Below are 24,019 nucleotides of genomic sequence, written 5' to 3' on the forward strand. Positions count from 1 at the left end.
AAATCGGACACAGGAGGACCTACCCAGATGTCGGCTGGTGGTGGCAAAAAGGCGATTCTCGCCGCGTTGTCGGCGAACGCGGGGATCGCGGCGGCGAAGTTCGTCGGCGCGTTCATCACCGGTTCCGGATCGATGCTGGCCGAGGCGGTGCACTCGGTCGCGGACACCGCCAACCAGGGGCTGCTGCTGCTCGGTCAGCGCCGGGCCGCGCAGGATGCCGATGAACTGCACCCGTTCGGATACGGCCGCAATCGCTACTTCTATTCGTTCATCGTGGCGCTGGTGCTGTTCACACTGGGCTCGATCTATGCCATCTACGAGGGCGTCCACAAGGTTCAGCATCCGGAGGAGCTGAGCAATCCGATCATCGCGATCGTCATCCTGTTCATCGCGATCTGCCTCGAGGGCTATAGCTTCATGACGGCGATGCGGGAATCCATCCCGCTCAAAGGCAATTCGAGCTGGTGGCGCTTCATCCGCAATTCGCGCAGTCCGGAACTGCCGGTGGTACTGCTGGAGGACACCGGCGCGCTGATCGGTCTGGTCTTCGCATTCGCGGCGGTCGGGTTGACCATGCTCACCGATGATCCGGTCTGGGACGGCATCGGCACTCTCGCCATCGGCGCATTGCTCGGGGTCATCGCGCTGATCCTGATCGTGGAGATGCAGAGCCTGCTCATCGGTGAGGGCGCGACGCCGGAGGAGGACAGCGCGATCCGGGCCAACCTGGTCGACGGCAAGCGCATCGACCGGGTGATCCACCTCAAGACGCAGTATCTCGGGCCGGAGGAGATCCTGGTCGCGGCCAAGATCTCGATCGTGCCCGATCTGGATATCGAGGACATCGCCGCGGCCATCGATGACGCAGAGGCCAGGGTGCGGGCGGCCGTGCCAGCCGCGCGGGTGATGTATCTGGAACCCGACCTGTACCGGACGCCGCGGGCCTGATCAGGTGATCGCCCGCGCGGCCTGCGCAATCCGGCCCGCGAAAAGTGCATGCTCAGGCGGGATTCGGTGTGCGCAGCAGATCCAGTGGTTTGGTGCGAATGCCGAACTCCGTGCGCAGCACGTGCCGCGCGGCATGCAAACCGGACATGCCGTGGACACCGGGGCCGGGCGGGGTCGAGGCCGAGCAGAGGTAGACGCCGGGTAGTGGTGTGGCGTAAGGGTTCCAGCGCGGGACCGGGCGGAAGGCGAACTGGCGCAGGGTCATCGCGCCCGCGGATATATCGCCGCCGATGTAGTTGGCATTGTGCGTCGGCATTTCGGCGCCGGTGACGACATTCTTGGCCAGGATCAGATCGGTGAAACCCGGGGCGAAGCGTTCCACCTGGGCGATGACGGCGGCGCTGATGTCGCGGGTGGAGCCGTTCGGGACATGGGCGTAGGTGTAGAGCGTGTGGCCGCCCGCCGGTGCCCGCGTCGAGTCGACCACGCCCGGCTGAATGGCGAGGACATACGGACGATCCGCGTGTCGTCCTGCGGCGACGGTCTTCTCGGCGGCCATCGCCTCCGCGCGGGTGCCGACCAGATGCAGCGTCCCGGCGAGTGCACAGCTCGGCGCCTGCCACGGCACCGGCCCGGTCAGCGCGAAGTCGACCTTGCAGGCCGCGCCGCCATATCGGAAGCGGCGCAACCCCTTTGCGTAATGATCCGGCAGCCGGTGCCCCGCCATCCGCAGCAGTTCGGCGGGCGCGGTATCCAGCACAACCGCACGCGCGCCGCCGAATTCGTCGAGCGATTCGACGCGGTGTCCGGTGACGAGCTTGCCGCCGAGGCGTTCGAGTTCGGCGATCAACGCATCCGGAATTGCCTGGCTGCCGCCGCGCGGCAGCACCCAGCCACCGGCGTGCGCGAGTGTCGCCAGCAGCATGCCCGCGCCCGCCGCGGGGATGGCGCGCGGCGGTGTGATCGCATGCGTGGCAACGCCGGTCAGCAGTGCCGGTGCCGTCTGCTCGCGAAATCGTAGATTCCACAGGGGCGAACCCTGCTCGAGCACCCGCAGTCCGAAGCGCAGTCCGGTCAACGGGTCGGCGGGCGGACGGCGCAGATCCGACATCGCCAAATCCACGACCTGCCGCCAATGTCGGACCATCGGCTCGAAGAGCGCACGCCATGCGGCCCCGTCACGACCGAGACCAGCGGCGGTGCGGTCCAGATCGCGCCAGGCCACCCCGGCCTTCCCACCGTCGAGCGGATGCGCGTAGGACACCTCGGGCGCGAGCAGTTCGACACCGTGCGCGGCCAGATCGAATGCGCGAAAGAAGGGCGACGCCAATGCCATCGGATGCGCACCGGCGCAGACATCGTGCCGATATCCGGGCAGCGTCAGCTCGGCAGTGCGGCTCCCACCGCCCGCGGTGGCCTGCGCCTCGTGCACCTCGACGGTGAGACCGGCACGGGCCAGGATCACCGCCGCGGCGAGACCGTTGGGACCGGAACCGACCACGACGACATCAGGCATACCTCGATTCTGCCGGGCCGACCCGGGTCGTGCCGTCACCCGAGCGAGGTATGGATCACTGATGTGTCCATTGGCCGAGCAGCACCCGGATGCGCTCCTCGCGCAGGTCGTCGACGAGGCGACCGCTGCGATCCAGGGTGGCGATGCCGTGCAACGTGCTCCAGACCACCTCGGTGCCCGCCTGTAGATCGAACTCGCCAGCGAACGGCGCGTATGCGCTCTGGATCTCACCGAACGCATCGCGCAGCGCCTGTGGTGCGTCGTTGCCGAAGTTCAGTTCGGTATCGAGGACGAACATCGCGTCATAGCGGGCCGGATTCTCGGTGGCGAAGTCCAGGTAACCGCGCACCACGGCCTCGAGTTCCGCGACCGGCCCCTGCGCGGCCGCCCGCCTTTCCCGCAACCGGGCGGTGAGTTCGACGATTCCCTGCTCAGCGACGGCCGACACGATCGCCGCCTTACCTGCGAAATGGCTGTAGAGCACCGGCTGGCTGTATTCGATTCGTTCGGCCAGGCGACGCACGGTCACCGCCTCCCAGCCCGAGGCTTCGGCGAGTTCGCGTGCGGTGTCGATGATGCGCTGATGGCGTTCGGCTCGTTCGCGTTCTTTGCGGCTCTGCGTGGTCATGGTCGAAATTCTAGCAGCGCTAGACAAACTACCGAGGCTCCATTAATGTGGCTCGTAGACCTAGCGTCGCTAGATTTCAGAGCAATAGTTCGAGGAGCACCCATGACCATCTCGCGCATCGCCACCGCTCTTTCCCTCATCGGCGCGGCCTTCATCCTCTACATCGGCATCAGCTACCTGGTCACTCCCGAAACCATTGCCACCGGATTCGGTCTGCCGGAATGGCCGAAGGGCGACGCGGTCGCGTTCATGAATCTCAAGGGCGTCCGCGATACCGTCTCCGGGCTGATCATCCTGGTACTGCTCGCCACCAAGCAGCGCTACGCCCTCGGCATCGTCACTCTCGTCATCGCCTTGATCCCGATCGGCGACATGCTCACCGTGCTCAGCTGGGGCGGATCCACCGCGGCCGCCTTCGGCATCCACGGGCTGACCGCCACTCTGGTCGCCGCGACCGGTGTGCTGCTGATCCGCGAGCGGACTGTCGCGAATCGACAGGAGCGCGCCGAGATCAACGCCTGATCACCGGTTCCGCAACCGCCGCCGACCTCGCAAATCGCTTGGTCGGCGGCGGTATTCGCGATCCGGCACACAATCCGGATCGTGCCGATGAGTTTCGGCGATCAACACCGTCCATATCGCTGAACGCAAGAACAGAGGAGACGAACATGGCAACGACCAAGCCCAAGGGGCCCTCGTCCTACTTCCCGTCGATCGAGGCCAAATACGGTCGCACCATCGACGAGTGGAAGGCCGCCGTGCGCGCGTCGAATCTGGCCTCGCACAAGGAAATCGTCGAATGGCTGAAGTCCGAGCACGGCTTCGGCCACGGCCACGCCACCGCGATCGCCCAGCACTACCTCAATCCGGAGAAGTGGGCCGACTGATCCCACCGACACCACGAAGGGGCCCGCAGATCCTGCGGGCCCCTTCGTCAGCGGGTACAGCTAGGCCGAAACCAGATCCTTGGTGTCGTCCTGCTGCGGCCGCGGGCCGTGGTCATCGTCGACCATGGTCCGCTCGTCGAAGGGCAGTTTGCGATCGAGGACAGTGTGGACTCGGTCCACATCGACGGTCTTGGTCCAGGTGCCGACCAGCACCGTGGCGATGGCGTTGCCCGAGAAGTTGGTCAGCGCACGGGCTTCCGACATGAAACGGTCGATCCCGACGATGAGGCCGACGCCGTCGAGCAGTTCGGGACGATGGCTCTGCAATCCGCCTGCCAGTGTGGCCAGACCCGCGCCGGTCACACCCGCCGCGCCCTTGGAGGCGACGATCATGAACAACAGCAGGCCGACCTGTTCCCCGATGCTGAGCGGTTTGCCCATCGCATCGGCGATGAACAGCGACGCCATGGTCAGGTAGATGGCGGTGCCGTCCAGGTTGAACGAGTATCCGGTCGGCACAACGACACCGACCGTGGTCCGTTCGACGCCGAGGTGCTCCATCTTCGCGATCAGCCGCGGCAGCGCCGACTCCGAGGACGAGGTACCGAGGATCAGCAAGTACTCCCGCGCCAGGTAGCGGACCAGCTTGAAGACCGAAACCCGCGACACGCTCCACAGCAGCACGCCGAGTACGCCGAAGATGAACACCAGACAGGTCAGGTAGAACGCGACCATCAGCAGTGCGAGTTGCTTGACCGCATCGAGTCCGGTCTTGCCGACCACATTCGCGATCGCGCCGAACGCACCGATCGGGGCCAGCCACAGGATCATCGACAGAATCCGGAACACCAGCTTCTGCAGCGATGCGACACCGCGCAGGATCGGCTCGCCCGTCCTCCCCATCGCCTGCAGCGCGAACCCGACGAGAAGCGCGATGAACAGCGCCTGCAGCACGCTGCCGGTGGTCAGCGAGGACAACAGCGTGGTCGGAATGATGCTCTGGATGAATTCCCAGGTACCGCCCGCGGCATGCGCCTGATCGGCCAGTTTCGCGCCCTGTTTGGCGGTCTTGGCGATATTCATGCCGGAGCCCGGCTCCAGCAGGTTGCCGACGACCATGCCGATGCCGAGCGCCACTGTCGACATGACCAGGAAGTACCCGAGTGCGAGTCCGCCGACCTTGCCGACATTGGCGGCCGAACGCACCGAGCCGATGCCGAGCACGATGGTGCAGAAGATGACCGGCGCGATCATCATCTTGATCAGATTGACGAACATCGTGCCCAGCGGGCCGACGTCCTGGCCGAATTCGGGGGCCAGCCAGCCGACCAGAATTCCCGCGATGACGGCGACGATGACGGCCAGATACAGCCAGTGGGTACGGTCGCGTGGCACCTGTCGCTCTGGTGTTTCGGCGAGGTCGGTTGTTCGGTCGCTGCTATCGCTCATGGTGGGTGAAGTCCCCTTCAAGTGGTACCGGCGTGAGGTGGCTCACGCCCTCACGTGCACAATGTTGGCTGCCAGAGGTGATGGCGGTCACGCTTTGGTGCATTACGTTCAAAATGGCACGAGGGAAAGAAAGTGTTGCGCGTTGGGAAACACGGGGGACGCGGTCGGCTATCGCTGGCCGGACAGGCCTTCGTACTCCAGCTCGTGGTGCTCGGGTTGGTCATCGGAATCGGGGCGGTGCTAGCCGTTCTGGACACCAGGCACCACAGCGACGTCACCACCTCGCGCGAGGTCACCGATGTCGCGGTGACCGTCGCGCAGGCGCCCTCCACCCTCGAAGCACTACGCACCGCCAACCCCACCGCGCTGCTGCAACCGGTGACCGAACGGACCCGCATGGCGACCGGGATGGACTTCATCGTGGTGATGGCGCCGGATCGGACCCGGTACACCCACACCACACCCGAGCGCATCGGGCAGCCGTTCAGCGGCAATATCGATCGGGCACTGGCCGGGGAGACGTTCACCGAGACGTTTTCCGGAACGCTCGGGCCCTCGATTCGAGCGGTCACACCGGTCTACGACGACGGTCGCATCGTCGCGTTGGTGTCGGCGGGCGTGACGCGGGCGCGGATCGGCGCTCAGGTCGGTACGCAATTGCCGTTGATTCTCGGCGTGGCCGCAGCGGGTCTGCTGGTCGCGGCGGCGGGTTCGTTCCTGCTGAGTCGCCGGATTCGCCGCCAGACGCACGGTCTCGCGCCGGATGAGCTGCGCACGATGTACGAACAGCACGATGCGGTGCTGCATTCGATCCACGAGGGCCTGGTGGTGTTCGGTCCGAACGGTGACGGTGCCGAAGTCGTCAACGATGAGGCGCGCAGGCTGCTCGATCTGCCCGATGGGCCCGTCGCGCGCGCGGATCTGCCGATCTCGATGCAGCGGATGAGCTGGGGGGTGGTCCGCGACGAGATGCATGTGACCACGGATCGGATTCTGCTGGTCAATCAGGATGTCGTCACCTGGGATCGGCGGCCGATCGGCACCGTCATCACCATTCGCGACCACACCGAATTGCGCACGGTGATGGGTGAACTCGATTCGGTGCGGGGTTTCGCGGAATCGCTGCGCGCGCAGGCGCACGAATCGGCCAACCGGCTGCACACCGTGATCACCATGGTCGAGTTGGGGCGCTATCGGGAGGCCGTGGAGTTCGCGACCGCGGAACTTCAACTTTCCCAAGCCCTTATCGATCGACTGCTCACCTCGGTCGGCGATCCCGCGCTCGCGGCACTACTGCTCGGCAAGGTGAACCAGGCCGCCGAGCGGGGCATCGAGCTGACCATCACCGAGGATACGGCGCTCGACTCGACCGCACCGCTGTCCGCGCAGGAGACGGTGACGCTGGTGGGCAATCTGATCGACAATGCCATCGACGCGGCCGCCGACGATTCGGTTGGTTGGGTAGAAGTGACTGTGCGTCAACAGGATTCGTCGGTCGTGGTCGATCCCGCGCTGGCGCCGGATCCGGCGCTTGCCATCGAGTTCACGGCGTTGGATTCGATGCGATCGGCGAACGATTCGGCACTGTATGTGCGCGTCGCGGACAGCGGCCCCGGAATGTCGGCGGAAACCTTCGCCCGCGCCGCCGAACGCGGCTACTCCACCAAGGCCGACCATCACGGCCTCGGGCTGGCACTGGTCCATCGCCTTGTCGATCGACACGGCGGTGTGATCGGCACCGAACGCGATCCGGAAAGTGCCGTGACCGTGACGATCCCACGAAAGGATGCGCGATGATCCGAGTGTTGATCGTCGAGGACGAGCCATTGATCGCCGAGGCGCACCGCGCCTACGTCGAACGGATTCCGGGCTTCAGCGCGGTCGCGGTCGCGCACACCGGTCGCGAGGCCATGCGCGCCGCCGCCGATGCCGCCGCCGAGAACGCGCCGATCGACTTGGTGCTCATGGATATCGGACTTCCCGATGCCAGCGGCCTCGATGTGGCCGCCGCCCTGACCGGCCTCGCGCCCCGACCCGACGTCATTGCCATCACCTCAGCCCGCGACTTGGCCATGGTGCGCACCGCAGTCTCCTACGGCGTGGTCCTCTACCTGCTGAAACCGTTCACCTTCGCCGCCTTCCGCGACAAACTCGAACGCTACCGCGAATTCCGCACCGCCCTGCCCGCGGGCGAAACCGCCATCTCCCAACACGACATCGACCGCGCCCTCAGCGCCCTGCGCACCTCCGACCAACGCGCCGCCGCCCCCAAAGGCGTTGCCCCCCAAACCCTGGACGAAATCTCCCGTACCGTCCGCGACGCCCCCGGCGGCCTCACTGCCGCCGACACCGCAAGCACCGTCGGCGTTTCACGCATCACAGCATGGCGCTACTTGGAAAAGCTGGCCGACGACGGCCTCGTCGACCGTAAATCCGACTACGGCCGAGCCGGCCGCCCCAAAACCCGCTACATCTGGAAAATCCGCCCGGAATAAATCACCATTCCGGATGGGCAGAGCGGTTTGTTAGTCCGGGCGGGGTTTGGGGGTGGTGCGGAGGTGGGCGCGTTCGCCTTGTTTGCCGAAAAGGCTCAGGAATTCGACGGGGTCGGGGCCTGCGGTGCCGAACCAGTGCGGGACGCGGGTGTCGAATTCGGCGGCTTCGCCGGGGGTGAGGACTACATCGTGTTCGCCGAGAATCAGGCGGAGGCGGCCGTTGAGGACGTAGAGCCATTCGTAGCCCTCATGGGTTCGCGGGTCGGGCTCGCGGCGAATATTCGGCGGGATCACCAGTTTGTAGGCCTGGATTCCGCCCGCTCGGCGGGTCAGGGGCAAGTAGGTCATGCCGTGGCGGGTGGTCGGGCGCAGGTGGATGCGCGGGTCGCCGGTGGGTGGGGCGTCGACGAGTTCGTCGAGGGTGACGCCGTGTGCCTTGGCCAGCGGCAACAGCAATTCGAGGGTTGGGCGACGGGCACCGGATTCCAGGCGCGACAGGGTGCTCACCGAGATGCCGGTTTCAGCGGAGAGGTCGGCCAGTGTGGTTTCACGCTGGCGGCGCAGCGCGCGTAACCGAGGTCCGACCGCGTCGAGGGCTTGGCCGAGGTCGTTGTCCATGCCGACCAGATTGCCATATCGGCAAGTTTGTTTGCCAATTTCGACGACCGGCCCGCATGGTTGTCCGAGGAGGTGGTCATGTGACCGAGCGAAGCGAGGGAACCAATCAGCACAGCACCAACGGTCGCAGCGGAGCCGAGCGCCAGCGAGGCGCAGCTGTGACCGATCAGCTGAAAAGCGACTATGACGTGGTGGTGATCGGCGGTGGGGCGGCCGGATTGAGCGGCGCGTTGATGCTGGCCAGGATGCGACGCTCAGTGGTAGTCATCGATGCGGGGCAGCCCCGAAATGCCCCAGCCGAGGGCGTGCACGGACTGCTCGCCAGGGACGGAACGCCGCCGGGCGAATTGCTCGAACGCGGTCGGGCCGAGGTCCGCGGCTATGGCGGACATGTGGTGAACGGCGAGGTGATCACGGTCGCGCGGGCTGGCGACGGATTCGCGGTGTGCCTCGGTGACCGGTCAGTGCGGGCGCGACGGCTCTTGGTGACCACCGGGCTCGTCGATGAGCTACCCGAGATCGCGGGACTGCGGGAGCGTTGGGGCCGCGACGTGATCCACTGCCCGTACTGCCATGGCTGGGAGGTCCGCGACCAGGCCATCGGTGTGCTCGGCACCGGCCCGATGGGGGTGCACCAGGCACTGCTGTTCCGTCAGCTCACCACGGATGTCACGTACTTCTCGCACACCATGCCGATAACCGCCGAACAGTCGGAGGAGTTGAACGCCCGCGGCATCCGTGTGGCGCACGGCGAAGTCACGGCGCTGGAGATCGTCGACGACCGCCTCGCGGGAGTGCGGTTGGGCGACGGCACCGTAATCGCTCGCGAGGTCGTGGTGGTCGGCTCGCGGATGGTCGCCCGAGCGAGCTTCCTCGAAACACTCGGACTGCAACCGACCGAGCACCCGGCAGGTGTCGGCGAATACATCACCACCGACGCCACCGGCCGAACCGATGTGCCCGGCGTCTGGGCCGCGGGCAATGTCACCGACCTGACGGCCCAGGTCGGCGCGGCCGCAGCAGCAGGCGCGGCCGCCGGAGCTCAGATCAACGCCGATCTGGTCGCCGAGGAAACCCGTCGAGCCGTTGCCGCCTACCGCGAACCGTTCTCCGCCGAAACCGAAGCGCAACTGTGCGAGGCCGTTACGGGCGATCATCGGCACGGCATATAGCCCTCAGACCGTCGTCGGCTCGGGAGCCGGGGTACCGGCCCGGCGACCGAGCCGAACCGGCATCCGCTCATATCCGTGCAGCGTGAACAACTCTCGACGCTGCGGCACCCCATCGAGTCGCAGGTCAGGGAAGCGCTCGAACAAGGATTGCAGCGCGTAGGTGGCTTCCATGCGGGCCAGGCTCGCACCGAGGCAGGCGTGGATACCGCTGCTGAATGTCAAGTGCTCCTTGGCATTCGAGCGGCCGACATCGAAGACATCCGGATCGGCGAAGACGGCGGGATCGCGGTTCGCTCCCGCCAGCGACAGCACCACGGTATTGCCCTTGTGCAGCTGCACACCCTCGAGTTCCAAGTCGGTCAATGCGATTCGCGCCGTCGTCTGCACCGGCGCATCGATGCGCAGCACCTCTTCGACCGCATTCGGCCAGAGATCCGGTTCGGCGCGCAATCGATCCAACTGTTCTGGATGCGTGACCAATTGGGCGACGCCGTTGCCGATCAGGTTGACCGTGGTCTCGAAGCCCGCGCCCATCAACAGGCTCGCGGTCGCCTTCAAGGCGAAATCATCGAGCTCACCCGAGGTGACCAGACTGCTGAGGATATCGTCGCCCGGTTCGCGGCGCAGTCGCGCGATATGGCCGTGGAGGTAATCGTTCATCACCTCCATCGAACCGAGCGCACGCCGGAATGCCCGCCAGGAAATCCCGATATCGAGCAGCGGCGTCATCCGATCGCCCCAGTCCAGGAATAGCTTTCGGTCCTTTTCCGGGAAGCCGAGCATTTCCGAGATGATGGCGATCGGCACCTGCGCGGCATACGACGCGATCAGATCGGCCGAACCGCCCGAGGGCAGCGCACCGAGCAGTTCCTCGGTGACGGTCTCGACCCGTTCCCGCAACCGGCGGATCGCACGCGGGGTGAAGGCCGACGCGACCGGCTTGCGCATCCGCGTATGCTCCGGCGGGTCGATGACCAGCATGGACGGCGGCTCAACCGGATTGGGCGGCAAGGGAAGTCGCTCGGCGAGCAATTGCAGCGGCTTTGGAATATTGAAACTGTCGGTGGTGCGCACACCGAATCGATTGTCCCGCAGCACGGCTCGGCACAGCTCGTAGTCGAAGCTCGCCCACGCGATCGCGGTGCGCTGCAGCCGCCCCTGTCCGCGAAGCCGCTCGATCAGTGGATAGGGATCGGCGAGACCATCCGGTCCGCCCATCAGCTGGGCGAACGGATCGCCGCGCCGCGCCTGGGTGCGCAGGGCCAACCGCGGCGCACCCTGCACCGATAACCACCGGAACCAATACTGCGGCTTCATCACTTCACCAACCCCATCGTTGCGCGACAATTCCACCGTACGGACTAACCGGCCAGGGTGGAACGTCCCATGGTCGGACGCCGACGTATACCAGGGTAGGAGCTCAGCCGCGCTGCGCGGTCACCCGCTCGGATTCGATGCGCCGCTCGCGCAGCGCCGGATCCGGATTGACCACCTGCACCAGCGAAGCCCCCGCCACCAGCACCGAGAGGAACCCGTCGATCAGTTCGGCCGGGGTATCCCAGGAAGTGCTCGACAGCACCCGGTCGCCCTCGGAAAACCCTTGCAGCACAGCGGATTTTCTGGCCTCGGCGAGCACCTCGGAGACCCGCATCCCGCCCAGCGCCACCCCTGCGCCGCGCGGCATGAACTGGTCGCCGTGCACCCGCACGGAGGTGGCGAAATCGGTGATGCCGATCGGCAGATCCCGCACCGGCATGCCGAAGGCATCCAACGAGAGCGCGGCGACCTCTGGAATACCGTCGGTCTCGTCCAATCGCTCGGCGGTCGCCAGCGCCAGATCGGCATCCGGATCGGACCCGAGCACTACCTCGGTCCCGGCCCACCAGCAGCCCAGCAGCACCGCGGCGGTCTGCCAGTGCGCGGGCAGCAGCACCGCGACTCGCGCACCCGGGCTCAGCCCGAATTCGTCGCGGATCAGATTGGCGGTCTTGGCCGCCCAGTTCGCCAGGGTCAGCCCGGATAGTTCGATCCGGGCGCCGGTGGCGTCGTCGTAGTAGGTGACGCGCGGACCGGCCGGGTCGCGCTCGAGGATCGGATCGAGTACCGCCTCGGTGAGTGTCAGCACGTGGTCGTGGTCACGCATCGGTCAAATCACGCATGGTCAATTCACGCATTTCGGTCCGTTCTGGCCTGCGTCGATCGGTGGAGCCGGTGGTACGGGCGTTGCGGTGCTCGACGTTCCGGAGAAGTCGAACATGCTGCCCGCGGTCGAGCCCGGACCAGAATAGTCGCTTGCCAGCACGACGCTGACCGAATCCGGGGACAACGTGTTGTCCGCGATGACTGTCAGCCCGCCGAGCGCCTTCGCGACCGCCTTGGCCTTCGGATTCGAGGTATCCATCGCGAGCACTCGACTGCTGGTGACGGTGGACCCGGTGTAGTTGCCGACCAATCCCTCTTGGAATCCCTTGGCCGTCAACGCCTGCGCCACCTGTCCCGCGAGCCCGCCGATCCCACTCGCATTGAACACACTGACGCTCACCGATGCCGGATCGGTCGTCGGCTCGGCATGATCCTCCGACTTGCCGTCGACCAGCGACGCCACATACGACTTCACCGCTTTCGGATCCACCCGTACGACCGATTCACCATCGCTGGTCGTGTCGTTGAGATCGGCGACCGGAATCGTCTCGAAACTGACCTGACCGCCGGAAAGATCCTTCAGCTGTTGCAGGAACGCGAGCACGTCCCAATCGTCGTCCAGCACGACGGTGCGACCGACCGCATCACTGAGATTCCGCAACTTGCCCGGATTGCTCAGCGTCTTGGCGCTGAGCACCTGGCCGACCAACCGCGCCATGAAGACCTGCTGGCGCACGATCCGGTCCAGATCGCCGCGCGGCAGATCATGGCGCTGGCGCACGAAGCTCAAAGCCTGTGGGCCGTCGAGCTTCTGGCGACCAGCCCGGAAGTCGGCGCCGGACATCCATTCGTCCACGGGATTGTTCAGGCAGACATCGACCCCGCCGACCGCATCGGTCAACAGCACGAACCCGAGCAAACTGACCTCGGCGTAGTGGTCGACCGTGATGCCGGTGAGATTGGCCACTGTCTTGATCAGCGCCTGGCGCCCCGCCTGCGTGGACTGCTTGTCCGCGTCGGCCTCCGAGACGCCCTGGTTGATCAGCTTGCGGCGCTGCGCCTCTTTGGTCGCGCCGTAGGCCGAGTTGATCTTGCTCGTGCCGACGCCAGGAATGTCGACATAGGAGTCGCGCGGAATGGAGATGGCGGTGGCGGAGCGCCCGTCGTTCGGGACGCGAACCAGCACGATGGTGTCGGTATTGGTGCCGACCTCATCGCCCGCGTGCAATATGGCGCGCTCATTGCCGCTGAGCGGATTGCCGTGCGCGTCGGTGCGGCTGTCCACGCCGACCAGCAGGATGTCGACGGCGCCGTCGCTGCCGCCGCCGAGGCCGAGGCCGCCGATGCGTTCGATATTCGAAATCAGCGAGTCGACGCTGTGCCAGGCGAATCCGGTGATGAGCAGGACCAGCACCGCCCCGGCCGCGACGAACGCGCGCAGCGGACCCAGGCCGCTCCCGGCCGCGGGTAATCGCGACGACGCTGTCGCCCTCATCTTCTGCGGCACCACTGCATCCTCTCGCCGAAAACCGAGCATTCTGCTGCGCTTGCCCGCGCGCTCCCAGCTGATGTACCGACTGCCCAGCGCCGGTTCGTCGAAGCCGACGCGTCGCTGACTCGACCGCCCCGCCTCCGGTAGCCCCCGTCTTGCTTGCCCCGAGGCTAACCGACGGCTACCGCGGCGGACCACAACCGCAGGTGCCACGGCGTGCCAGACTCGTGCCCGTGACCGCGATATCGCCCTCATCGACCGTAGCCGCGCGCCTCGTCGTGACCGGAGCGGGTGGGCAGTTGGGACGCGAACTGTTGCACCGCGCACCCGACGCCCACGCCTTCGGCCGCGACGAATTGGACATCACGGACGCGGACGCCGTGCGCGCCGCACTGGAACCGGGTGATGTCGTGCTGAACTGCGCCGCGTACACCGCCGTCGACCAAGCCGAATCCGATCCCGACGCCGCCTTCGCGGTCAATGCGACCGGACCGGCCGTACTCGCCGCCACCTGTGCGCAGGTGGATGCCCGATTGATCCATGTTTCGACCGACTATGTGTTCGCGGGAACCCACGACAAGCCGTACGACACCGACGACCCGACCGAACCCGGCACCGTCTACGGCCGATCCAAATTGGCGGGCGAACAGGCCGTGCTGACGACCGCGCCGCACGCACATGTGGTGCGCACCGCGTGGGTATACACCGGGCGCGGAAGCGATTTCGTCGCGACCATGCTGCGGCTGGAACGCGAACGCGACATCCTCGACGTGGTCGAGGACCAACTCGGCTCCCCGACCTACGCCGCCGATCTGGCCGCCGGACTCCTGGAATTGGCGGGTCGGCCGGATGCGCCGCGAGTGCTGCACGCCACCAACTCCGGCCAGGTCAGCTGGTTCGAATTCGCGCGGGCGATATTCGCCGGAATCGGCGCGGATCCGAGCCGGGTGCGCCCGTGTGACTCGACCGCGTTTCCGAGACCCGCACGGCGCCCGGCATATTCGGTGTTGTCCAACCGTTCCTGGGCCGATGCCGGACTGACTCCACTGCGACGGTGGGAGGTCGCACTCGGGGACGCGCTGTCGAGGTTGTCACAGTAGGCTGCATGCCCGTGAGGGAGCGACAGCGAGCGAACCATCAATACAGCGTGCAATCGCGCATGACGGAGCCGAGCGTCAGCGAGGCGCAGTCGTGAGCGAGCGTCAGCGAGCGAACCATCAATACAGCGTGCAATCGCGCACGACGGAGCCGAGCGTCAGCGAGGCGCAGTCGTGAGCGATTCCGGATCTGCCGCCCCTGGCGGCCTTGTCGTCGTCACGGTGACTTATTCACCCGGCGAGCACCTCGAGCACTTCATCACCACCCTGGCCGCTGCCACCAGCGAAAAACCGCAGGTGATCCTGGCCGACAACGGTTCGATGGACGGTACGCCGGAGCTGGCGGCGGAGGCCAACGCACACGTGCGGCTGCTGCGGACCGGCGGAAATATCGGTTACGGCGGTGCGATCAACCGGGCGGTCGCGGAGATCGATCCGAGCGTCGAATTCATCGTCATCGCCAATCCGGATATCCGCTGGGACAGCGACTCCATCGACAAACTGCTCGCCGCCGCCAAGCGCTGGCCGCGGGCGGGGGCGCTCGGACCGATGGTGCGCGAGCCCGACGGCAGCGTCTATCCGTCCGCACGTTCGGTGCCCGGACTGCTCGACGGCGCCGGACACGCCATTCTCGGCACGGTGTGGCCGTCGAATCCGTGGACCCTGCGCTACCGCCAGGACAACGAGCAGATCTCCGAGCGGGCCGTCGGCTGGCTGTCCGGTTCGTGCCTGCTGGTGCGGCGCGCGGCCTTCGATTCGATCGACGGCTTCGACTCGCGCTACTTCATGTACATGGAGGACGTGGACTTCGGCGACCGGATGGGCAAGGCGGGTTGGCACAACGTCTTCGTGCCCGACGCCGAGGTCACCCACGCCAAGGGCCACGCGGCCGGACGCCATCCCGAGGTGATGCTCCCCGCGCACCACGCGAGCGCGTACCGATTCCAGGCCGATCGGCATCCGCACTGGTGGCAGGCACCGTTGCGGTTGGCGTTGCGGGCCGGACTTGCGATCCGTTCCCGGATTGCGGTTCGATCTGCGCTGCGTCAACAGGCGCGGGAAGCCCAGAGCTAACGTCACAAGTTCGGCACACAACAGTGCCGAACCCGTGTCGCTGGGTACTGAAACTGGTGTCTGTCCGGTGACGCGCACCACCGAGCACACGATCCACTGTGAACAGGGAGCATGATGGCAGGAAATGCAGGCACCGACGCCGTGATTCTGGTCGGCGGCCAGGGCACGCGGTTACGTCCGCTCACCCTGTCGGCGCCCAAGCCGATGCTGCCGACGGCCGGACTGCCGTTCCTGACCCACCTGCTCGCCCGCATCGCGGACGCCGGAATCACCCACGTCGTGCTCGGCACCTCGTTCAAGGCGGAGGTCTTCGAGGAACACTTCGGTGACGGCGCCGACCTCGGCCTCGACCTCGAGTACGTCACCGAGACCGAACCGCTCGGCACGGGTGGCGGCATCCGCAATGTGCTGCCCAAGCTGCGCGCCGACAACATCATGGTGTTCAACGGCGACGTACTCGGCGGCACCGATCTCGGTGCGATCCTGGACACCCACGAGTCCACGAATGCGGATGTGACGCTGCATCTGGTTCGGGTGAGCGACCCGCGCGCATTCGGCTGCGTGCCGACCGACGAGGACGGGCGGGTCACCGCCTTCCTGGAGAAGACGCAGGATCCGCCGACCGATCAGATCAACGCCGGTTGTTATGTCTTCCGGCGCGAATACATCGAGAAGATCCCGGCGGGGCGGCCGGTGTCGGTGGAGCGCGAGGTGTTTCCCGCGCTGCTCGCCGAAGGTGCCCGCGTGCAGGGCCACGTCGACTCCTCCTACTGGCGCGATATGGGTACCCCGGAGGACTTCGTCCGCGGCTCGGCCGACCTGGTCCGCGGCATCGCACCCTCCCCGGCCCTGCCCGGACAGCGTGGTGAATCTCTCGTCCACGAGGGTGCGGGCATCGCCCCGGGCGCACTACTCATCGGCGGCACCGTCGTCGGTCGCGGCGCCGAAGTAGGCGCAGGCGCGCGCCTCGACGGCGCGGTGCTCTTCGACGGCGCCCGCATCGAAGCAGGCGCCACCGTGGAACGCTCCATCATCGGCTTCGGCGCCCGGATCGGCCCCCGCGCCCTCGTCCGCGACGCCGTCATCGGCGACGGAGCCAACGTCGGGGCCCGCTGCGAACTACTACGCGGCGCCCGCATCTGGCCCGGCGTCGACATCCCGGACGGCGGCATCCGCTTCTCCACAGACGTGTAATAGAAAGGCGCACCAGGCTATTCGGCGTGCGCGTGGTAGGCGCACGGTGAAGAGCCTGTTGCCGAATGCGTCGACAGGCGGCTGTTCCGTCACATCAACGTCACACGCCGGGGATCAAATCGCCTTCCGGTGGGCACGATTGCGCGGCAGTCATCGACATAGCAGCGAGCCCCGAATCGCGTCCAAAATTCGCGGCAATTCGGCAACAGGCTCTGAACCGTGTGCGAGCTGCGCGCCGCTAACCCGGTTGCCCCGGCGGCCTCAAAGAAGGTGCGCAGGCACTCAACTGAAGCCGACGGCCTGTTCGCCCCAAGCGGTGTGCAGGTCGCGGTCCGGGTCGTCGATTACCCGGTCGATGTTGTCGATCAGGAGTGTCGTGCGGGTGCTGGGGCGGTAGGGCGGCCAGTGTTTGGAGCCGTCGATGGCGGCCGGAACACCGTGGGTGGCGAAGGCGAGCCAGCGGCGTTGCATGCGACCGGAGACTTCCATAGCTACCTTGCGGCCGCCGAGCCAGAAGGTGGGATCGTGGTTCAGGGTGCCGAAATTGCCGAAGACATAAGGCAATTCGGTGGCATGACCGGCGCCGACGCGTGCCGCCTTCAGCATGGGGGTGGCGTGGTCGAAGCGGTACATCCAGGTCGGTGAATGCTGGGCGTGGCCGTCGGCGACCCAGTGGGCCGGCATGCGGAAGGCCGCGTCGGTGGACATGGCAAGTGCGCCACGGGTTTTCGCGAGATCCGGATAGGCCGAGGTGATTTCGGCGATGCGCTCTGGCGACATCTCCGGATGATTGGCGGCCACATCGCGCAGCATGGCATTCACCGCATCCGGAGTCACCGGCATGATCGGCGAGCGGAGGACGCGGAACAGCGAGGCCTCGTCCTTATTGGTGCCGATGATCAGCGGCACGCGATGCGAACGGCCCTGTTGAAAGCGGTCGATGGGATAGGTCGGGACCAAATAGCCGTCGACGACCGGCGCGGCGGCCAGTCGGCCCGGCTCCTTCAACGGAATCTCGTCCAGCAGTACGCCCGCCGCGGTGACGATCCGGTCGATCGGGCACTCCAGCAATTCGCTTGCACGCGAATACGGCAATTCGATCAGCTCCAGAAAGCGCTGGGCCACAGCTGCAGCCCGCTCCTGGCCGAAAACCGTTGTCGCGGGCGGACTTTGCGCAATCGCCCGATGGAACAGACCGGCCGCAGGCGGTGCGGTCAGCAGTGCGGTCACGCATCCGGCTCCGGACGATTCGCCGAATAGCGTCACGTTGCCCGGATCGCCGCCGAATGCGGCGATATTGTCGCGAACCCACTCGAGTGCGGCGATCTGGTCGTGCAGACCGAGGTTCGGCGTGAAATCGTCGGAGAGCGAGGACAAGTCGAGGAAGCCGAGGGCGCCGAGGCGGTAATTGACCGTCACCACGACCACGTCACCGGATTCGGCCAACTTGCGACCGTCGTAGATCTCCTGGGCCGCGGTGCCGAGGCAGTACGCGCCGCCGTGCAGCCACACCATGACCGGGCGCGGCGCACCGGTATCAGCGGAACTTCGCGGCGACCACACATTGAGCCAGAGGCAGTCCTCCCCCGTCCGCAGGTCGGAGTCGACCGGGACCATATTGCCCATTGTCTGCGGGGCGATCTCGCCGAAGGTCGTGCACTCGCGGATGCCATCCCACGGCTGCGGCGGCAGTGGCGGCCGGAACCGGTTCGGGCCGGACGGCGCGGATGCGTACGGAATGCTGCGCCACACCGCGACCGGTCCGTCCCAGCGTCCACTCACGCGGCCCCAGGTCGTCTGGGCGACCGGCTCGGTGTCGCCGACCTCGGAGCCAGGTTCGATATCGAACTGCGTGGTCATCTTCCGCACCTCCTGCCTACGCCCCGGGCAGGTGCGCTGCGAGTTTGCTCCGGCCGGGTCCAAGCACCTAGCGATCTCTTATCGAGAGTACGTCCAGTTGGACAGTGGGATAGGTGGGACGCACCTCTCACCCTTGGCGCTACGCTGGGCCGATGCCGAGTTATAGCTTCCGGTGCCGCAGCTGCGGCGACACTTTCGAGCTCAACCGTCCGATGGCGGAGGCGTCGAATCCGGCGGCCTGCCCGAACGGCCACGATGACACGGTCAAGCTGCTGACCACATTTGCCACGGTCAGCAGGGGTGGCGGCGGCACAGCGTCACCCGCGCCCGCGCCGCGGCCCGCCGGTGGCGGATGCTGCGGTGGCGGCTGCTGTTCCTGAATCCGGCGCGGTGATCGGCGTGGTCGATATCACGCTGGGTCGGGTCGGTCTCGCTTGTCGACGTGGCCGAGGTCACGGTCCGGTGCGACGCGGTCGCGCACGCGCTGCTTGAGTACGGCGATATCCGGGAATCCGCCGTCCGCCTTGCGCTCCCAGATCTGGTCGCCGTCGATGGTGATGCGGAACACGCCGCCCGTGCCGGGGATCAGCGCCACCTCACCGAGTTCGGTGGCGAAGGTGCTCAGCAATTCCTGTGCCATCCAGCTCGCGCGCAGCAGCCAGCGGCATTGCGTGCAGTATTCGATCGCGACACGTGGCATGGGTGGCACGCTACCGGTCACGGTTCGATGATGCCGTCGAGGTAGACCCAGGCTCCGTCCACCCGGGCGAATGTGCTGACCTCGTGCAGAGATCCACGTCGGCCTTCGGCCTTGTAGTGGGCGATGAATTCCACGGTGCCGGTGTCGTCGAACGGTCCGCCGCGCTCGGTGCGCACGATCTCCAGGAACAGCCAGCGCTGGTCCGAATCCAGGTCGAACGTCTTCGGTCGGGTGCTCGGATGCCAGGACCGCAGCAGGTATTCGGTATCACCGACCGCGAATGCGGTGTAGCGCGAACGCATCAGCGCCTCGGCCGTCGCCGCGGACCGCTCCCCCGCCAGCACCGGTCCACAGCATTCGCCGAACGGCTCCCCACGCTTACACGGGCACGGCTGCGCGTCGTCCATGACTACGAATCTTGCTCGCCGTGCGGATCACTGCGCGCTCCGGGGCCCATGATCAAGATCAGTGGCACTGACGGAGGGGCTACTCGGGCGATGCCCGCGCAGATTCCACCTGATCTTGATTCACGCGTTCAAGGGAGCTGGGGGCGCGAATGGGTTTGGTTGAATGGCGTGTCGCGCGGAGTGTTGCGTAAAGGTTTACTGACGTAGGCGATCCGGCAACTCCGAGGCGACGAATCACGGTGTGGATAAGCGGAAGTGTCGACACCGATCAAGGAGCCCGCCGTGGGACTGCTGAATGTGTTGAACATGTTGGGAACCGGTTCCGCCATTGCCTCGGAGGGCCTTTCGCTGCTGGCCGGTGTCATCGGACTGTTCAGTCAGTCCTGACTTCTCGATCGCTCCAGCGGGTGGCGGCTGTGGCGAGTGAGGTGGCGATGGCCGCGGTCTGCTCGCGCCAGCGGCGTAGTTCGGTGACGCTCGGGGCGAGTTCGTAATCGTGGTGGTGAGCGGCGCGGGACAGGGCTGCCCACACCGTCGCGACCTGCGCGGCGGTCGCGTCGCCCGCGAATACGCGCAGGGCGAGCAGTTGTGCGCGCATCGGGCAGCGCGCCAATTCCGGTGCCACCTGCAACCACAACTCGTCGACGGATTGTTCGAGCGCGAGCCGCAGAATCCACACCGTCGCCCGCGACCACAGCCCATCGGCATCGGTCACCGATCCGTCGAGCAGCCGATCCACCGCATCGAACCGCTCGGCCACCGTCGGCCGGGGCGGATGCGGTTTCCCCGCCACCCCCTGCTTGCGCGCACCCCCTCGCCGCCCCGCCCCGCCCGCCTTCCGCTGTCGAGCCCCATCCCGCCGAGTCGTACGGCCCTGCCGAGCCGCGCCGTTCTTCCCACCCGAGTCGTCCGGCACCCCGGCTTGCCTTCCCGCCCAGTCCTTTCCACCCGACTTCCCCCGCGAGCCGCCATCCCCCTTCCGACCGGCACCGTCTTGCCGACCCTCGATACCTTGCGACCCCGCGCCACCCGATGGATCACTATCTCGCGCCCGACCGTCGTCCGAGTCGTCCGACGTGCCCGCGTCATCACGCGCCGCGCTCACCGCCACCCCCGAGCTACCGATGCGCAGCGCTCGTTCATCGGCGTAGCCAGCCGACGAACTTTTCGGTGTCCGCTATCAGGTCGCGCATGCTGCGGCCGATCGGGACGTGAGCTCCTGCGGTGGCGTCGCGCAGGGCATCGACGACCCATTTGCCCTCGCGGGCGAGATGTTTGTTGAGGTCGTCTACTCGGCCGCCGATCCCCATGACCGCGAGTGCGACCATTGCGCGAGTGGTTTGTGCGCCTTCGATATGGCGTTCGACGTCGCGGTGGTCCATGCCGTCGGCGAGCAGATCGCGCCTGGCTCTGGCCAGGCTGGCCGCTTCCACGGCGGAGCGGCAACAGGTGGCCACCAGTTCGTCGGCGATCGCCGGGGGGAGTTGGGGGGTGCGGACCAGGGAGCGGGCGTCGTCGAGGTAGCGGCGGATCGGGTCACTGGATACCCGCACTTCCACCACCGAGCGCTCGCGGCGCTGCACTTCGAGCACGCTGGCGTCCAGTTGCATGCGCCGCACCGCCTCGGCCAGCCGCTCGTCATGGGTGAAGACGATGACCTGCCGCGTCCATGCCATGACCTCGAGCACCCTGGCCAGTCCGTCCACCTTGGCCGGATCCATGGCCTGCACCGGGTCATCGATCATGACGAAGCGAAAAGGACTGTCCTCCACCGTCGCTCGCGGCAGGAACAGCGAAAGCCCGAGGGCGTGCAACTCCCCCTGACTCATCACCCCGAGCGCGGCGCCGTCCACCTCGTCGACGGTGACATCGAGCAGCACCCGCCGCGCGGTTCCGGCATTGCCCTGCAACCGAATCGCACCGAGTTCGACATTGCTCTGCTGACGCAGTGTGCGCCAGACCCAGCGCGCCGTGGTCTCCAGCGGCGCCATCCGCTCCCCGCGCAATCCGGCCGTCGCGGATTTGAGCCAATCCTCGGCGCGCTTGAGTGTGCGCAGTTCACTGCCGTTCGCGATGATCGCGCGGGCACCCTCCAGCCAGCCGCTGATGCGGGGCACCAGCGGCGCCCACACCTCGTCGAGGCGGTTCAGTTCTTTGCGGGTGCCCTGTTGCAGCGACTCGAGTTCGTCGACCAGGCGCGTGTGCGCACCGCGCAGTCGATCGGGCAGGTCAGGCGAGTAATCGGCGCCGGTCAGCGCCGCCCAGTCCGTCCAGGCGCGACGCACCGCGGTGGTGTCGACGGTGGGCGGATTGCGCGGATCGAAATCGAGTTCCGGGGGGATATGTTCCGGGAGTGCGCGGGCGTCGCGGACGGCCTGTCGCAATGCGGCCCGCGCGCTCGCGAGTGCGTCGACTCGGGAGGTCAGCTCGGCAATCGAGGCGTCCGCACCGCGCAACCACGTCGCGTCCAATTCCCCACGCCCACAGACCGGACACGCACATTCCCCGCTGGCACCGACATGATCGCGCGCCCGCCGCAGCAATTCCAGCACCCGCAGATCGGCCTCGGCATCGGCGGTCGAATCGCGCGCGAGCACGGTGCGGCACTCTTCGAGGCGAGCGGCGATCGCTTCGACTTCGGCACCCGATGGCAAGACCAGCCGCACGATTGCTCGCAGCCCATCCGGCCCGACCGGATTCTCTGCCGTGCCGAGTATTTCGCGACCGACGGCCCTGAGATCGGGGCGGTCCGGGCGCAGTAGGGCGGCCATCCTCGCCGCACGGTCGTCGGCCACCGCACCGAGCGCGGTCACCAGTTCGACGCGTTCCTGGCGCGAATCCCGCACGGCGCGTTCGAGTTCCAGTCGACGGGTGCGAATCCGCTCTTGCGCCACAGTTAATTCGTCGAGGCCGAGCAGCCGGTGCAGCGCGTCGAACAGATCGCTCGGTTTGCCGTCGACGAGTGCGCCGAGTTCGCTATAGGACAGGAAGGGGCGATACAGCTCCAGCAGACCGGCCCAGCGGTTACCGTCGAAATCCGTTGACGCGGCGCCGGATCGCTGTTCGGTCCAGTGCGCCTGCCCCAGATCCGCCTGCGGTGACCACTCTTTGGCGATGGTCAGCTCGGGATCGGCTCCGGTGGTGAGCAATTCGAGTTCGATGCGCGCCGAGCCGCCATCGTGCAGATTCCGCCAGCCCTCGCGCCATGCCGCCGACCGGCCGTCCCAGCGCCGATTACTGCCGGTGAGCACCAGCTCGGCGGCCTCGGCGAAGCTCGACTTACCACTTCCGTTGCGGCCCACCACCAATGTGAGACCCGGACCCGGCGGCAACCGCAGTGTCGCCTCGGGCCCGATGCCACGGAAGCCGCGCACCCGGATCGCCCGCAGGAAGATGCCGGAGCCGTCGAATTCGGTTGTCAGATCATCGGACTCGCCGCCGCCGAGGGCGCGGAGCACGGTGTGTGCGACATCGGGGGTGACCGCGGGATCCGCTGCGAGCCGCCGGGATACCACTTCGGTCAGGCGCGGCACCGTCGCAGTATCGGTTCCGGGATCTGTACGCATGCGTAAACCCCCTAGACCACGAACCGCGGCACGTCCTCCAACCCCGCACGGGTATCACTGTTGAAAGCTGAACGAGACGCTACCCGATGGCGTCGAATTCGCCCACCGCGGTGCCGTTTCGCGCGGTCGGAAGGGGAAATGCGAATCTGCCCGCGGGGATGGTATGGCCATCGAACAGGCTGGGCCCCGCTCGATGTCCACCCCTCGCCAACCCCGGCGGGCAGCTCGATGGTGTGTCACCCGATTTGGGTGGCTCGGTCGGAGCCGAACAGGACAGAATGCCAGAATCGGACAACCAGCGCAAGGTGCTGCCCTTGCCGAATCTGTCGTCCGCGCAGCGTATTCCAGAAAAATAGCCCCTCACCACCTAACTTGTCGGTGGGCTGCGGTAGAAATTCGGCAACCGAGCAATGGGGGAAGACATGACATACAGTCGATCCGGAGCCGCCGGATGAGCCAGGCGGGAGCCATACCTATGACCGCGCCGTGGACCGAGGAACAGGTCAGCGCGCTCGCACCCGACGCGAGCTCGCTATCCGCCGCGCGCAAGCTCGCCGGGCGCTGGCGCGGCACCGGACGGTCGGATACCGCGCTGTGGGGCCTGTGCCAGGGCAGCGGCGCCAAGCCGTATCAGACAGTCGTGTCTCTGGCGGGTCCGGCATACAAGTGCTCGTGTCCGAGCCGCAAGTTTCCGTGCAAGCACGCATTGTCGCTCTTGCTCGCCTGGTCGGGGGGCGCGGTCGCCGAAGCACCGATCGCGGACTTCGCGGCGGA

At 66.7% G+C, this 24,019-nt stretch carries 23 protein-coding genes; 11 read left to right on the forward strand and 12 right to left on the reverse strand.

Going from position 1 to position 24,019, the window contains the following annotated elements; translation table 11 throughout:
* Positions 1 to 27 precede the first annotated feature (27 nt).
* A complete protein-coding gene (locus NP3_RS43215) occupies positions 28 to 948 on the forward strand; it encodes a cation diffusion facilitator family transporter (protein WP_063047485.1) in 921 nt (306 codons plus the stop codon).
* Positions 949 to 1,000: 52 nt separating this feature from the next.
* On the opposite strand, the gene NP3_RS43220 is transcribed toward NP3_RS43215, so the two are convergent.
* Complete coding sequence (locus tag NP3_RS43220) at positions 1,001 to 2,464, reverse strand: phytoene desaturase family protein (RefSeq protein WP_063047486.1); 1,464 nt, start codon at positions 2,462 to 2,464, stop codon at positions 1,001 to 1,003.
* Between the two features lie 55 nt (positions 2,465 to 2,519).
* Positions 2,520 to 3,092, reverse strand: a complete 573-nt coding sequence (locus NP3_RS43225) for a TetR/AcrR family transcriptional regulator (protein WP_063047487.1) — start codon at positions 3,090 to 3,092, stop codon at positions 2,520 to 2,522.
* Positions 3,093 to 3,194: 102 nt separating this feature from the next.
* Here NP3_RS43225 and NP3_RS43230 point away from each other — a divergent pair, with 102 nt between their 5' ends.
* Positions 3,195 to 3,614, forward strand: coding sequence for a DUF4267 domain-containing protein (locus NP3_RS43230; RefSeq protein WP_063047490.1), 420 nt, complete (start codon positions 3,195 to 3,197; stop codon positions 3,612 to 3,614).
* A gap of 146 nt (positions 3,615 to 3,760) precedes the next feature.
* Positions 3,761 to 3,979, forward strand: a complete 219-nt coding sequence (locus NP3_RS43235) for a DUF4287 domain-containing protein (RefSeq protein WP_063047492.1) — start codon at positions 3,761 to 3,763, stop codon at positions 3,977 to 3,979.
* A gap of 60 nt (positions 3,980 to 4,039) precedes the next feature.
* On the opposite strand, the gene NP3_RS43240 is transcribed toward NP3_RS43235, so the two are convergent.
* Entirely contained in the window at positions 4,040 to 5,428 is a 1,389-nt protein-coding gene (locus tag NP3_RS43240; protein WP_063047494.1) for a cation:dicarboxylate symporter family transporter, read from the reverse strand.
* Between the two features lie 132 nt (positions 5,429 to 5,560).
* On the opposite strand from NP3_RS43240, the gene NP3_RS43245 reads away from it, so the two are divergent.
* Both NP3_RS43245 and NP3_RS43250 read left to right on the forward strand, forming a co-directional pair.
* Entirely contained in the window at positions 5,561 to 7,225 is a 1,665-nt protein-coding gene (locus NP3_RS43245) for a sensor histidine kinase (RefSeq protein ID WP_245721363.1), read from the forward strand.
* Positions 7,222 to 7,923, forward strand: coding sequence for a response regulator (locus NP3_RS43250; protein ID WP_063047496.1), 702 nt, complete (start codon positions 7,222 to 7,224; stop codon positions 7,921 to 7,923). The genes NP3_RS43245 and NP3_RS43250 overlap by 4 nt, the downstream gene beginning before the upstream one ends.
* Before the next feature lie 30 nt (positions 7,924 to 7,953).
* Here NP3_RS43250 and NP3_RS43255 read toward each other — a convergent pair whose 3' ends face one another.
* Positions 7,954 to 8,541 (reverse strand): helix-turn-helix domain-containing protein, encoded by a 588-nt coding sequence (locus NP3_RS43255; RefSeq protein ID WP_063047497.1) that lies wholly within the window; start codon positions 8,539 to 8,541, stop codon positions 7,954 to 7,956.
* A gap of 158 nt (positions 8,542 to 8,699) precedes the next feature.
* On the opposite strand from NP3_RS43255, the gene NP3_RS43260 reads away from it, so the two are divergent.
* The gene (locus tag NP3_RS43260; RefSeq protein ID WP_063047507.1) at positions 8,700 to 9,713 is read left to right on the forward strand and encodes an NAD(P)/FAD-dependent oxidoreductase; all 1,014 of its coding nucleotides are present in this window, start codon (positions 8,700 to 8,702) and stop codon (positions 9,711 to 9,713) included.
* 3 nt (positions 9,714 to 9,716) lie between these two features.
* On the opposite strand, the gene NP3_RS43265 is transcribed toward NP3_RS43260, so the two are convergent.
* The 3 genes from NP3_RS43265 to NP3_RS43275 form a co-directional block, all read right to left on the reverse strand.
* Positions 9,717 to 11,030: a cytochrome P450 gene (locus tag NP3_RS43265; protein ID WP_063047498.1), complete on the reverse strand. Its 1,314-nt coding sequence runs from the start codon at positions 11,028 to 11,030 to the stop codon at positions 9,717 to 9,719.
* A gap of 103 nt (positions 11,031 to 11,133) precedes the next feature.
* Positions 11,134 to 11,856, reverse strand: coding sequence for a TIGR03089 family protein (locus NP3_RS43270; protein WP_063047499.1), 723 nt, complete (start codon positions 11,854 to 11,856; stop codon positions 11,134 to 11,136).
* Positions 11,857 to 11,874: 18 nt separating this feature from the next.
* Positions 11,875 to 13,350 carry an LCP family protein gene (locus tag NP3_RS43275; protein ID WP_169814684.1) on the reverse strand — a complete coding sequence of 492 codons (1,476 nt, stop codon included), beginning with the start codon at positions 13,348 to 13,350 and terminating at the stop codon, positions 11,875 to 11,877.
* Between the two features lie 230 nt (positions 13,351 to 13,580).
* Here NP3_RS43275 and rfbD point away from each other — a divergent pair, with 230 nt between their 5' ends.
* The 3 genes from rfbD (at position 13,581) to manB (ending at position 16,712) form a co-directional block, all read left to right on the forward strand.
* Entirely contained in the window at positions 13,581 to 14,447 is an 867-nt protein-coding gene (gene rfbD, locus NP3_RS43280; protein WP_063047500.1) for a dTDP-4-dehydrorhamnose reductase, read from the forward strand.
* 171 nt (positions 14,448 to 14,618) lie between these two features.
* On the forward strand, positions 14,619 to 15,518 hold the full coding sequence (locus NP3_RS43285) for a glycosyltransferase family 2 protein (RefSeq protein ID WP_063047501.1): 900 nt from the start codon (positions 14,619 to 14,621) through the stop codon (positions 15,516 to 15,518).
* 114 nt (positions 15,519 to 15,632) lie between these two features.
* Entirely contained in the window at positions 15,633 to 16,712 is a 1,080-nt protein-coding gene (gene manB, locus NP3_RS43290) for a mannose-1-phosphate guanylyltransferase (RefSeq protein ID WP_063047509.1), read from the forward strand.
* Between the two features lie 282 nt (positions 16,713 to 16,994).
* On the opposite strand, the gene NP3_RS43295 is transcribed toward manB, so the two are convergent.
* Positions 16,995 to 18,572 carry a carboxylesterase/lipase family protein gene (locus tag NP3_RS43295; protein ID WP_063047510.1) on the reverse strand — a complete coding sequence of 526 codons (1,578 nt, stop codon included), beginning with the start codon at positions 18,570 to 18,572 and terminating at the stop codon, positions 16,995 to 16,997.
* 152 nt (positions 18,573 to 18,724) lie between these two features.
* Here NP3_RS43295 and NP3_RS47440 point away from each other — a divergent pair, with 152 nt between their 5' ends.
* A complete protein-coding gene (locus tag NP3_RS47440) occupies positions 18,725 to 18,952 on the forward strand; it encodes an FmdB family zinc ribbon protein (protein ID WP_084509654.1) in 228 nt (75 codons plus the stop codon).
* Positions 18,953 to 18,981: 29 nt separating this feature from the next.
* Here the strand turns inward: NP3_RS47440 and NP3_RS43300 are convergent, their stop codons facing one another.
* From NP3_RS43300 to NP3_RS43315, 4 genes are all read right to left on the reverse strand, one after another.
* Complete coding sequence (locus NP3_RS43300; protein ID WP_063047502.1) at positions 18,982 to 19,272, reverse strand: Rdx family protein; 291 nt, start codon at positions 19,270 to 19,272, stop codon at positions 18,982 to 18,984.
* A gap of 17 nt (positions 19,273 to 19,289) precedes the next feature.
* Positions 19,290 to 19,679 carry a YchJ family protein gene (locus NP3_RS43305; RefSeq protein ID WP_063047503.1) on the reverse strand — a complete coding sequence of 130 codons (390 nt, stop codon included), beginning with the start codon at positions 19,677 to 19,679 and terminating at the stop codon, positions 19,290 to 19,292.
* A gap of 373 nt (positions 19,680 to 20,052) precedes the next feature.
* Positions 20,053 to 20,595, reverse strand: coding sequence for a hypothetical protein (locus NP3_RS43310; protein ID WP_245721364.1), 543 nt, complete (start codon positions 20,593 to 20,595; stop codon positions 20,053 to 20,055).
* A gap of 223 nt (positions 20,596 to 20,818) precedes the next feature.
* Entirely contained in the window at positions 20,819 to 23,245 is a 2,427-nt protein-coding gene (locus NP3_RS43315) for an AAA family ATPase (protein ID WP_063047505.1), read from the reverse strand.
* 475 nt (positions 23,246 to 23,720) lie between these two features.
* Here NP3_RS43315 and NP3_RS43320 point away from each other — a divergent pair.
* Positions 23,721 to 24,019 (forward strand): SWIM zinc finger family protein (locus tag NP3_RS43320; RefSeq protein ID WP_169814683.1); only part of this gene is annotated, 299 nt, incomplete at its 3' end.

Origin of the sequence: Nocardia pseudovaccinii NBRC 100343 (assembly GCF_001613225.1) — a bacterium.
Lineage (GTDB): Bacteria > Actinomycetota > Actinomycetes > Mycobacteriales > Mycobacteriaceae > Nocardia > Nocardia pseudovaccinii.

Excerpts from the sequence above, each read along its gene's own strand:
- NP3_RS43305 (WP_063047503.1), bottom strand. The coding sequence starts at position 19,679 with ATGGACGACGCGCAGCCGTGCCCGTGTAAGCGTGGGGAGCCGTTCGGC.
- NP3_RS43255 (WP_063047497.1), bottom strand. The coding sequence starts at position 8,541 with ATGGACAACGACCTCGGCCAAGCCCTCGACGCGGTCGGACCTCGGTTA.
- NP3_RS43300 (WP_063047502.1), bottom strand. The coding sequence starts at position 19,272 with ATGCCACGTGTCGCGATCGAATACTGCACGCAATGCCGCTGGCTGCTG.
- NP3_RS43220 (WP_063047486.1), bottom strand. The coding sequence starts at position 2,464 with ATGCCTGATGTCGTCGTGGTCGGTTCCGGTCCCAACGGTCTCGCCGCG.
- NP3_RS43265 (WP_063047498.1), bottom strand. The coding sequence starts at position 11,030 with ATGAAGCCGCAGTATTGGTTCCGGTGGTTATCGGTGCAGGGTGCGCCG.
- NP3_RS43315 (WP_063047505.1), bottom strand. The coding sequence starts at position 23,245 with ATGCGTACAGATCCCGGAACCGATACTGCGACGGTGCCGCGCCTGACC.
- NP3_RS43225 (WP_063047487.1), bottom strand. The coding sequence starts at position 3,092 with ATGACCACGCAGAGCCGCAAAGAACGCGAACGAGCCGAACGCCATCAG.
- NP3_RS43215 (WP_063047485.1), top strand. The coding sequence starts at position 28 with ATGTCGGCTGGTGGTGGCAAAAAGGCGATTCTCGCCGCGTTGTCGGCG.
- NP3_RS43240 (WP_063047494.1), bottom strand. The coding sequence starts at position 5,428 with ATGAGCGATAGCAGCGACCGAACAACCGACCTCGCCGAAACACCAGAG.
- manB (WP_063047509.1), top strand. The coding sequence starts at position 15,633 with ATGGCAGGAAATGCAGGCACCGACGCCGTGATTCTGGTCGGCGGCCAG.
- NP3_RS43230 (WP_063047490.1), top strand. The coding sequence starts at position 3,195 with ATGACCATCTCGCGCATCGCCACCGCTCTTTCCCTCATCGGCGCGGCC.
- NP3_RS43275 (WP_169814684.1), bottom strand. The coding sequence starts at position 13,350 with ATGAGGGCGACAGCGTCGTCGCGATTACCCGCGGCCGGGAGCGGCCTG.
- NP3_RS43235 (WP_063047492.1), top strand. The coding sequence starts at position 3,761 with ATGGCAACGACCAAGCCCAAGGGGCCCTCGTCCTACTTCCCGTCGATC.
- NP3_RS43270 (WP_063047499.1), bottom strand. The coding sequence starts at position 11,856 with ATGCGTGACCACGACCACGTGCTGACACTCACCGAGGCGGTACTCGAT.
- NP3_RS47440 (WP_084509654.1), top strand. The coding sequence starts at position 18,725 with ATGCCGAGTTATAGCTTCCGGTGCCGCAGCTGCGGCGACACTTTCGAG.
- NP3_RS43250 (WP_063047496.1), top strand. The coding sequence starts at position 7,222 with ATGATCCGAGTGTTGATCGTCGAGGACGAGCCATTGATCGCCGAGGCG.
- NP3_RS43295 (WP_063047510.1), bottom strand. The coding sequence starts at position 18,572 with ATGACCACGCAGTTCGATATCGAACCTGGCTCCGAGGTCGGCGACACC.